The sequence below is a fragment of the Actinomadura sp. 7K534 genome (assembly GCF_004348575.1).
GTDB lineage: Bacteria > Actinomycetota > Actinomycetes > Streptosporangiales > Streptosporangiaceae > Spirillospora > Spirillospora livida.
In genome coordinates this window covers 1-9134 of sequence record NZ_SMKB01000269.1, presented here as the reverse complement: position 1 = coordinate 9134, position 9134 = coordinate 1, and the positions used below count along the sequence as shown (strand labels likewise).

The window sequence follows — 9134 nt, the reverse complement described above, 5'->3', positions numbered from 1 at the left end:
GTCGTGGGGCGGGTTCCTCACCCTGCTCGGCCTCGGCACCCGGCCGGACGACTGGAGCGTCGGCGTCGCCGCCGTCCCCGTCGCCGACTACGTCGCCGCGTACGAGGACGAGATGGAGGGGCTGCAGGCGTTCGACCGGTCGCTGTTCGGCGGCTCCCCCGACGAGGTCCCGGACCGCTACCGCGAGTCGTCGCCGATCACCTACGTCTCCGAGGTCAAGGCCCCGGTGCTGGTCCTCGCCGGGGAGAACGACCCGCGCTGCCCCATCCGGCAGATCGACAACTACCTGGCGCGGCTGGACGAGATGGGCCATCCGCACGAGGTGTACCGGTACGACGCCGGGCACGGCTCCCTCGTCGTCGAGGAGCGGATCACCCAGATGGCGGCCGAAATCGGCTTCGCCCGAAAGCATCTAGGTATGTCGTAATCCTTCCGGGGGCGGGCGGTGACCCCGCCCGCCCCCGGCGTTTACAAGATCGAAGGCAGGGCACGCCTCCCACCGGCCGCGAGTGATCAAGGAGCCGGTACAGAGCCGGCCCGCCCCCCGGCGCGGCAGCCGCTGACCGGGGGATTCACGTGAAACATCTGCAGCGCGTCCATGGGCTCGTCCGGCATGCCGTCGGCCGCCGAAAACCCGTGCCGCACGGCCCGGCGTTCCGGCTGACGGCCCTGGTGACGGGGCTGGCCGTCGCCACCACGACCCTCGCCGTCACGGCGCCGCCCGCGACCGCGGCCGGGAAACCGCCGCCGCGCCGGCCCGCGTCGGCGGCCAAGACGACCCTGGGACGCGCCGCCGCGTTGATGACGTTCCGCCGCCCCACCTCCTCGGCCCGGGTGAGCGACCAGGCGTTCCGCACATCCGGACGGCAGCGGACGCGAGCCAGGCCGCCCCTGATGCCGCCGCTCACCGGCCCGTCTCCCGGCCCGCGCGTGACGACCACCGCACCTCCGGACGTCCCGCCGCAGAACGACACGTCCCAGGACGGGACGTCGGCGGAGGCCACGACATCCGGAACGGTGGAGCCGGGAACCCTGCCGGAGGGCATCCCCGAGTCACGCCGCGTGGATCACCAGCTCGCCGAGGTGGTCCTGCGCGCGAACGGCATCCGCTGGCGCTCGACGGGCGGCTGCTCCGACCGCATGATCCGGACCTGCACGTCGTTCGAGCGGATCCGCTGGGGGACGATCAAGGGCCTGGTCCGCTTCGCGAGGTCGAGCGGCTGCGACATCGTCGTCACCGGCGGCACCGAGCGCGGCCACGCGGGCGGCCCCCACAGCCACTGGAACGGCTACAAGGCCGACATCTCGCCGAGCCGCTGCGTCGACGACGCGGTCGAGCGGCACCCGTTCGCCGGCGTCCGCGGGGACGGCGCGAGGCTCTACCGCTCGCCCGACGGCGCCCTCTTCGCCCGCGAGAGGGACCACTGGGACATCACGTTCCGCTGACCGGGCCGCCGGGCACGGTCAGGCGCGGACCTCGCGGATGATCCCGACGAGCTCCCGGGTCACCGACTTGAAGCCCGGCATCCGCGACATCGACACCATGCGGTTGACCAGCGGGACGGTCCGCTCGACCAGCAGGTACGTCTTGCGGCAGCCCGGCGAGCTGTCGTGCACCCAGTACAGGACGATGCCCATCGAGTAGATCCACAGCAGCTCGGGCAGCTCCGCCCGGAACTCCCTGTCGATCTTCAGGTCGGAGCCCTCCACGACCTCGCGGTAGATCGCCACCGCCGAGTCGCGCGCCGGGCCCGACTCGGCGCTGAACGGGTTGAGCGGGCTGGTCGGCTCGGCGGCGAACTTGAAGAACTTCCCGGCGAACTCGTGGTACGGGACCATCGTGTCGACCCGGGCCTTCAGCACGCCGAGCAGCCGGGGCGCGAACTCCGTCTCGGCGTCCAGGACGGCCCGGCAGGCCGCGACGTGCTCCTCCTGCAGCTCGTCGTAGTACGCCTGGATCAGCTCTTCCTTGGACCCGAAGTAGTAGTAGGCGTTGCCGACCGAGACGCCCGCCTCCTTGGCGATCGCCCGCATCGTCGTCGCCTCGTACCCGCGCTCCCGGAACAGGCGCAGCGCCGTCTCGACGATCAGGCGCCGCGTCTGCTCGGACTTCACGGCCTTCGTCTCGGTCACGCATGCCACCCTAAAGCCCGCCGCGACGTCCGGCTCACCGCCGCACAGCCCGCCACGCCACCCGACCTCCCCACGCCCCACCTCAGACGTTCCCCACAAAACCACAGGTCAACGGCCTGCGGGCCATCGAGTGAGCCTCAGCCGGGCAGGCTCCGGCCACGCGGACCCCGGTGTGCGGAACCCGCGCAGGACCGACCGGACGAGCGGAGCCCGCCCAGGCCGGGACGCGTGAACGGGGCGCGGGCGCGGGGTGCGCCGGCCTGCGCGGGCTACCGGTGGGTCAGCGGCCGGTGCCGCCGTAGACGACGGCCTCCACCTGCTCGGAGTCGAGGTCGAAGGCGTGGTGGGCGGCGACGACGGCGGAGTCGATGTCGTCCTGGGCGACGACGACCGAGATCCGGATCTCCGAGGTGGAGATCATCTCGATGTTGACGCCGGCCTCGGCGATCGCGGTGAAGAGCTTGGCCGTGACGCCCGGGTGCGAGCGCATGCCCGCGCCGATCAGCGAGACCTTGCCGATCCGGTCGTCGTAGCGGAGCGACTCGAACCCGATGCGCTCCTTCAGCTTGTTCAGGGCGGTCAGCGCGCTCTGCCCGTCGGTGGCCGGCAGCGTGAACGAGATGTCGGTGCGCCCGGTGGACGCGGCCGACACGTTCTGCACGATCATGTCGATGTTGATCTCGGCGTCGGACAGCACGCTGAAGATCGCGGCGGCCTCACCGACCTTGTCCGGCACCCCCACCACCGTGATCTTGGCTTCGCTCCGGTCGTGCGCGACGCCGGAGATTATCGCCTGCTCCATGTCCTGTCCTTCGATGTCGCTGCTGTCGACGACCCACGTGCCCTCCTTCTGACTGAACGAGGACCGCACGTGGATCGGGATGTTGTACCGGCGCGCGTACTCCACGCAGCGCAGATGCAAGATCTTCGCACCGTTCGCCGCCATCTCCAGCATCTCCTCGTAGGAGATCTTCGGAACCTTGCGGGCGGCGGGCACGATGCGCGGGTCCGCGGTGAAGACCCCGTCGACGTCGGAGTAGATCTCGCAGACGTCGGCGTCCAGCGACGCGGCCAGCGCGACGGCGGTGGTGTCGGAACCGCCGCGGCCGAGCGTGGTGATGTCCTTGGTGTTCTGCGAAACGCCCTGGAAGCCGGCGACGATGCAGATCGAGCCCTCGTCCAGCGCCGTCCTGATCCGGCCCGGCGTCACGTCGATGATCTTGGCTCTGCCGTGCGAGCCGTCGGTGATCACACCCGCCTGGGAGCCGGTGAACGAGCGGGCCTCGTGGCCCAGGTTCGCGATGGCCATGGCGAGCAGCGCCATGGAGATGCGCTCGCCGGCGGTGAGCAGCATGTCCAGCTCACGGCCCGGCGGCAGGGGACTGACCTGCTTGGCCATATCGATGAGATCATCCGTCGTGTCGCCCATGGCGGAGACCACGACCACCACGTCGTTGCCCGCCTTCTTCGTTGCGACGATGCGCTGGGCGACCCGCTTGACGCCATCGGCGTCGGCGACGGAGGAGCCACCGTACTTCTGCACGACAAGAGCCACGAGTGGGCGCTCCTCGAATCGGGATCGGCGTACCGAAACAGGAGTCTACAGAGCACACCCAACTGGATAACGGGCAGGTAACCGGTGCGGACGCCGCGTGCCCGCACCGGCGGCCCGGCGAAGGTCGCGCCGCGCTGGCCCGCCGCCACGTCCGGTGGGCACCCGCCCTCGGTCGCCGACGGCGCCGCGACGGGCCGGTGGCGGGCACGTGGCCTCGGTCGCAGCGCGACGCCGCCAGGCGGTCGGCCGACGTCTGCGCGGCCCCTACACGGCTGTCTTGACCGGGTCGTGGGCGGGCTCGGCGGGTCGGCGCGGGCTGGTGCGGAGGCCGAGCGCCGTGATCAGGACGGCGGCGAGGACGGCTGCGACGGGGACCGTCAGCGCGATCCGCAGGGCGTCGAGGCCCGCCTCCCGTGATCCGCCGCTGAGCGCCGCGACCTTGACGGCGGTCACCGCGGACAGGCCGAGCGCCATGCCGAACTGGATCGCGGTGTAGAAGAGGCCGCCCGCGACGCCGTGCTCCCTCTCGTCGACGCCTTCCGTGGCGGCCATCGTCAGCGGGCCGTAGACCAGCGCGAACGACAGGCCCAGCAGCCCGATGATCGGGAACATGACCGTGTACGCCCAGTCGAGGCCGACCGGCAGGAACAGCGCGTACGCCGCGGCCGCCATGACGAGGCCGCCCAGCAGGACGCGCACGTTGCCGAAGCGGTTCACCAGGCGGGGCGTCAGCGTGGGCGCGAGGACGACGTCGATGCCGACGACCAGCATGGCCAGGCCGGTCTGCCAGGTCGTCCAGCCGCGCAGTTCCTGCAGGTACAGCGTCATCAGGAACTGGAAGCCCGCGAACGCGCCGAGGAACAGCATCGCGCTCAGGTTCGTCCGCACCAGCGCGCCCGAGCGGAGGATCCCGAGGCGGACGAGCGGGTGCGCGGCCCTGTGCTCGATCGCGACGAACGCCGCGAGGAGCGCCGCGCCGCCCGCGAGGACGGCCACGGTGAGCGCGACGTCGTGGCCGGGGCGTTCCAGCCGGACGACCCCGTACACGAGCAGCATCATCGCGCCGGTGATGCTGAACGCGCCCAGGAGGTCGAAGCCGCCCGAGACGCCGCGGCGCGCACCCGGCTCCGGTTCCTTGACCAGCGGGACCGCCGCGGCCAGCAGCAGCGCCGCCATGATCACCGGCGCGAAGAACACCCAGCGCCAGCCGATCGAGGTGAGCAGCCCGCCCGCGACGAGGCCGAGCACGAAGCCGCCCGAGGCGATGCCCGCGTACACGCCGAGCGCCTTGGTGCGGGCGGGCCCGGCCGGGAACATGGCGGTGACGAGCGCGAGTCCCGCCGGGGCCATGAACGCCGACGCGACACCGGTGACGAACCGGGCGGCCAGCAGCATCCAGCCGTTCGTGGCGAACCCGCCCAGCCCGGAGAACAGCAGGAAGACCACCAGCCAGAACAGGAAGACGCGGCGGTGGCCGAGCAGGTCGGCGGTGCGCCCGCCCAGCAGCATGAACCCGCCGTATCCCAGGACGTAGGCGCTGATGACGCCGCTGAGCATCCCGGTCGACAGGCCGAGGTCCGCCCGGATCGACGGCAGCGCGATGTTGAGCATCGCGACGTCGATCCCCTCCAGGAAGACCGCACCGCACAGCACGAGCAACTGCGCCCAGGCGCGCCCGTCCATACGGGCAGCGGATGTGGACATGAGCCGGCTCCTCTCCGACGAGGGCCGGTTCCCTTGTGAGTGCCGGTTCCCTCTTGTTACCGGCAGCATCCTCAGTCACCATCAGAGACCATGGAAGACGGAACTTTCGCGTCCCCTGGTTACTGCGGGGATACCGCCGCCGATGAGGCCGTCCAGCAGTGGGACACGCGCAACGACTGCGAGGTCCGGCAGATCCTGGACCGCATCGCCGACAAGTGGTCGCTGCTCGTCATCGCGCTCCTGGACCAGCGCTCGCTGCGGTTCACCGAACTGCGCCGCCGCATCGACGGCATCAGCCAGCGGATGCTCGCCAGGACCCTGCGCCATCTGGAGCGGGACGGGCTGGTCAGCCGGACCGTCCACCCGACCGTCCCGCCGCGCGTGGACTACGCGCTCACCCCCATGGGGGCGACGCTGCACGAGACGATCCGCTCGCTGGTCGCCTGGACGGAGGAGCACCAGAACGCCATCGCCGCGGCCCGCGCCGCCTACGACGCCCGCGTCCGGGCCGAGAAGGAGGCGGCGGAGCGGGAGGCCGCCGAGCGCGACTCCATCGCCCGCGAGGCCCTCGCCGCCCTCCGCTGACGCCCTCCCAAAGGCGGACGCGGCAGGCCGGTGCCTTGTCCGGCCTAGGCCCATCAGGGACAACTCGCGGGTATCCGGGTGGTGACCGGAATATGCTCTTCTCCGCTTCGTCCCCGGCGCATGGGCCCACCGAAGGTCGTCCTGCTGCTTCGACGGTCGAGCACTCGATCCACCCCCCGTATGCAAGGAGCGTCATGGCCGACATCGTCAAGCTTCACGTGAACGGTACGCCCGACCAGGTCCGTCCCGTGCTGGAGCAGGTGCTGCAGGGCGAGGGCTTCCGGTTCACCTGGGAGAACGCCGGCGAATGCGTCATCGAGAAGGGGTCTCGTACCAAGGCCCTGCTCCTCGGCGCGTTCGGCACCCACTACAAGTACCGCGTGCTCTTCCACCCCCAGCAGGACGGCACGCTCGTCTTCGACGTCGGCCTCGCCACGACCGGCATGTCCGGCGGAGCCATCGGCGTCGCGAAGGTCCGCAAGAAGCTCGACGAGATCGGCCGCGTCCTGACCGGCGCCTTCCAGAACGCCGGCACCCTCATCAGCGCCTGACCCGCCGCCCGGCATCGGGACGCCGCACCGAACCCTGCGGCGCCCCGGGTCCGCTGCCGCACGCACTGATACGGCAAATCAGAGATTCTCGGCGGACCACCCGGAAGCCGGGCAAAGCGTCTACCTAGGGGCGGGGCGGCGGGATTGCCGGGTGGCGGAGTGCGTCCGGCCGCCCCGGCCCGGTGGTTCGTCGCGCCCGGGGTCCGGTGCGCGGCCGGTGAGGGAGCTGATGGGAGCGTTGATGGCCGAGCTGCCGAGGGTCCGCAGGGGGCCGCTGGAATCCTTGTACGCGGCGCTGCGCCGCCGGGCGCCGCAGGTCGCCGCGGCGCGTCCCGCCCGCGACGGCGGCGGGGTGCGGGTCGCGTACCGGGGGCAGACCGCCACCGTCGTCTGGGACGACGACCTCGACGCGTACGTGTGGGACTCGGAGCCGGGCGGGCAGATCGGCCCGGACGCCGAGAAGGCGGCCGAGCTGATCGCGTGGACGCTCGCCACGCCGACCGGCCCGCACTAGCGGTCCGAGCCGGCGGTGTCGGCCGGCGGCTTCGGCCGGCGGCTTCGGCCGGTGGCCGCGGGCTAGGCGGTCGCGGCCTCCGGGGCGGCCTCCGGGGCCACGTTCAGGCGGGCGTTCGCGACGAAGGCGTGCAGCGCGCGCAGCGCCGCGCCGGCGTGGTTGCCCCAGTGGTTGAAGTACGAGTACTGCCACCACCACAGGGCTTCCAGGGGACGGTCCTGCTGGTAGTGGCGCAGCCCGTGGACGAGGTCGCTCGCGACGTCGACCAGGTCGTCCGACAGGCGGTACGAGGTGGGCTCGGTGTCCTTGTAGGGGTCGAAGACCTCGACGTACTCGTCGAGTGCGACGAGGCGGTCGCGGAGGCCCTGCCGGACGGCGTCGAGGTCGGGGTCATCGCCGATCTCGGGCTCCCAGTTGTCGGGCAGGATCACGTCGGCGCTGGCGCCGAGCTGCGCGCCGGCCAGGATGACCTGCGACACCTCCAGCAGCAGCAGCGAGACGGTGCGGGTGCCGCCGTCGCCGCGGGCGACGGCCTCCAAGCCGTTCAGGTAGTTGTCGACGTGGCACGCCACGCGTTCGGCGAGGGCGTTCCAGTCCTGCGGGCTGTTGGTGTCAGACATCGAGCAGCCTCCGTCCTTCGAATGCGCGGCCAAGCGTCACCTCGTCGGCGTACTCGAGGTCGCCACCCACCGGCAGGCCGCTTGCCAGCCGGGTGACGGTAAGGCCCATGGGCTTGACGAGCCGGGCGAGATACGTCGCCGTCGCCTCGCCCTCCAGGTTGGGGTCGGTGGCGAGGATCAGCTCGGTCACCGTCCCCTCCGCGAGGCGCTGCATCAGCTCGCGGATGCGCAGGTCGTCGGGGCCGACGCCCTCGATGGGGCTGATCGCGCCGCCGAGCACGTGGTAGCGGCCCCGGAACTCGCGGGTCTTCTCGATCGCGACGACGTCCTTGGACTCCTCCACGACGCAGATGACGTGGGGGTCGCGGCGCGCGTCGCGGCAGATCCGGCATTCCTCTTCTTCCGCGACGTTGCCGCACGTCCCGCAGAAGCGGACCTTGTCCTTGACCTCCTTGAGCGCCTTGCCGAGGCGCTCGACGTCCGCGGGGTCGGCGGAGAGGAGGTGGAAGGCGATCCGCTGCGCGCTCTTGGGGCCGACGCCGGGCAGCCTGCCCAGCTCGTCGATGAGGTTCTGGACCACCCCTTCGTACAACGGACCCCTCCTTTCTCTCTACCGGCCGCTCAGGCGCCCGGGCCGGTGCCGCCGCCGAGGCCGGGGAAACCGCCGGGCAGCCCGCCGCCTCCACCGGCACCGCCTTCGCCTCCGCTTCCGCCGAGGCCGGGGATGCCGCCGCCGAGGCCTTCGGCGAGCGGTCCCATCTTCTCCTGCTGGAGCCGCTGCGCCTCACGGCCCGCGTCGCGGATCGCGGCGAGCACCAGGTCGGCGATGGTCTCCGCCGTGTCGGCCGGGTCGTCGGCGTCGATGACCTTCGGGTCGATCGACAGGCCGGTCACCTCGCCCTGCCCGTTGACCGTCGCGGTGACGAGCCCGCCGCCGGCGGTGCCGTTCACCTCGGCCTCCGCGAGCTCGCGCTGCGCGCTGAAAAGCTGCTCCTGCATGGCCTGCGCCTGCTGGAGGAGTTCCTGCATGTTCAACTGACCACCGGGTTCCACGGTGCACTTCCTCTTCCGGCCCCCCGAGAGGGCCTTCTCTCTGGCGCTCCGCCAGCCACCGGATGTCCGTCCCCCGAGACTACGGGTTTCCGGCGGTCCCCCGTAAGTACGGGCCCCGGTGCGCCCGCCCCGGCATGCCCCGAGGCCGCGGACGGGTTCGGGCGGGCGCGGCCCGGCTTCGCCGCTGGGGCGGCCCTCGGCTAGGTCGCGGACGAGTTGTCGATCTCGCGGATGATCTGGCCGCCGAGTTCCCGCTGGATGAGCGCCATCCCGCTCATCTCGGCCTCGGCGCCGTCGACGTCCGCGTCGCCCTCGGGGTCGACCTCGTCGCTCTCGTCCACCGGAGCGGGTTCGGGCGGCGGCGGAGGCTCGTCCGGTGGCGGGGGCGGCGGTTCGTAGGGCGCCTCGGGCCTCGGGGC

The 9134-nt window shown here is 71.9% G+C and carries 12 protein-coding genes; 5 read left to right on the top strand and 7 right to left on the bottom strand.

Annotated features, from left to right (window positions below; translation table 11 throughout):
* On the top strand, positions 1-427 hold a 427-nt coding region (locus E1266_RS32185; RefSeq protein ID WP_165966294.1), incomplete at its 5' end, for a prolyl oligopeptidase family serine peptidase.
* A gap of 149 nt (positions 428-576) precedes the next feature.
* The gene (locus tag E1266_RS39010) at positions 577-1446 is read left to right on the top strand and encodes a hypothetical protein (protein WP_207946043.1); all 870 of its coding nucleotides are present in this window, start codon (positions 577-579) and stop codon (positions 1444-1446) included.
* 18 nt (positions 1447-1464) lie between these two features.
* Here the strand turns inward: E1266_RS39010 and E1266_RS32175 are convergent, their stop codons facing one another.
* From E1266_RS32175 to E1266_RS32165, 3 genes are all read right to left on the bottom strand, one after another.
* The gene (locus E1266_RS32175; RefSeq protein ID WP_132053526.1) at positions 1465-2133 is read right to left on the bottom strand and encodes a TetR family transcriptional regulator; all 669 of its coding nucleotides are present in this window, start codon (positions 2131-2133) and stop codon (positions 1465-1467) included.
* Between the two features lie 280 nt (positions 2134-2413).
* On the bottom strand, positions 2414-3688 hold the full coding sequence (locus E1266_RS32170) for an aspartate kinase (protein ID WP_132053524.1): 1275 nt from the start codon (positions 3686-3688) through the stop codon (positions 2414-2416).
* 264 nt (positions 3689-3952) lie between these two features.
* Positions 3953-5392: an MFS transporter gene (locus E1266_RS32165; protein ID WP_207946042.1), complete on the bottom strand. Its 1440-nt coding sequence runs from the start codon at positions 5390-5392 to the stop codon at positions 3953-3955.
* Positions 5393-5482: 90 nt separating this feature from the next.
* Here E1266_RS32165 and E1266_RS32160 point away from each other — a divergent pair, with 90 nt between their 5' ends.
* The 3 genes from E1266_RS32160 to E1266_RS32150 all read left to right on the top strand — a co-directional run bounded on the left by E1266_RS32160 (position 5483) and on the right by E1266_RS32150 (position 7042).
* The gene (locus tag E1266_RS32160; RefSeq protein ID WP_132053522.1) at positions 5483-5977 is read left to right on the top strand and encodes a helix-turn-helix domain-containing protein; all 495 of its coding nucleotides are present in this window, start codon (positions 5483-5485) and stop codon (positions 5975-5977) included.
* A 194-nt stretch (positions 5978-6171) separates the two neighbouring features.
* Positions 6172-6528, top strand: a complete 357-nt coding sequence (locus E1266_RS32155) for a hypothetical protein (RefSeq protein ID WP_132053520.1) — start codon at positions 6172-6174, stop codon at positions 6526-6528.
* Positions 6529-6757: 229 nt separating this feature from the next.
* Positions 6758-7042: a hypothetical protein gene (locus E1266_RS32150; protein ID WP_132053519.1), complete on the top strand. Its 285-nt coding sequence runs from the start codon at positions 6758-6760 to the stop codon at positions 7040-7042.
* Between the two features lie 62 nt (positions 7043-7104).
* Here E1266_RS32150 and E1266_RS32145 read toward each other — a convergent pair whose 3' ends face one another.
* From E1266_RS32145 to E1266_RS32130, 4 genes are all read right to left on the bottom strand, one after another.
* Positions 7105-7662 carry a DUF5063 domain-containing protein gene (locus E1266_RS32145; RefSeq protein WP_132053517.1) on the bottom strand — a complete coding sequence of 186 codons (558 nt, stop codon included), beginning with the start codon at positions 7660-7662 and terminating at the stop codon, positions 7105-7107.
* Positions 7655-8254, bottom strand: a complete 600-nt coding sequence (gene recR, locus E1266_RS32140) for a recombination mediator RecR (protein WP_132053515.1) — start codon at positions 8252-8254, stop codon at positions 7655-7657. The genes E1266_RS32145 and recR overlap by 8 nt, the downstream gene beginning before the upstream one ends.
* Positions 8255-8283: 29 nt before the next feature.
* On the bottom strand, positions 8284-8697 hold the full coding sequence (locus E1266_RS32135) for a YbaB/EbfC family nucleoid-associated protein (protein ID WP_347876763.1): 414 nt from the start codon (positions 8695-8697) through the stop codon (positions 8284-8286).
* Between the two features lie 218 nt (positions 8698-8915).
* Positions 8916-9134 (bottom strand): hypothetical protein (locus tag E1266_RS32130; protein WP_132053511.1); only part of this gene is annotated, 219 nt, incomplete at its 5' end.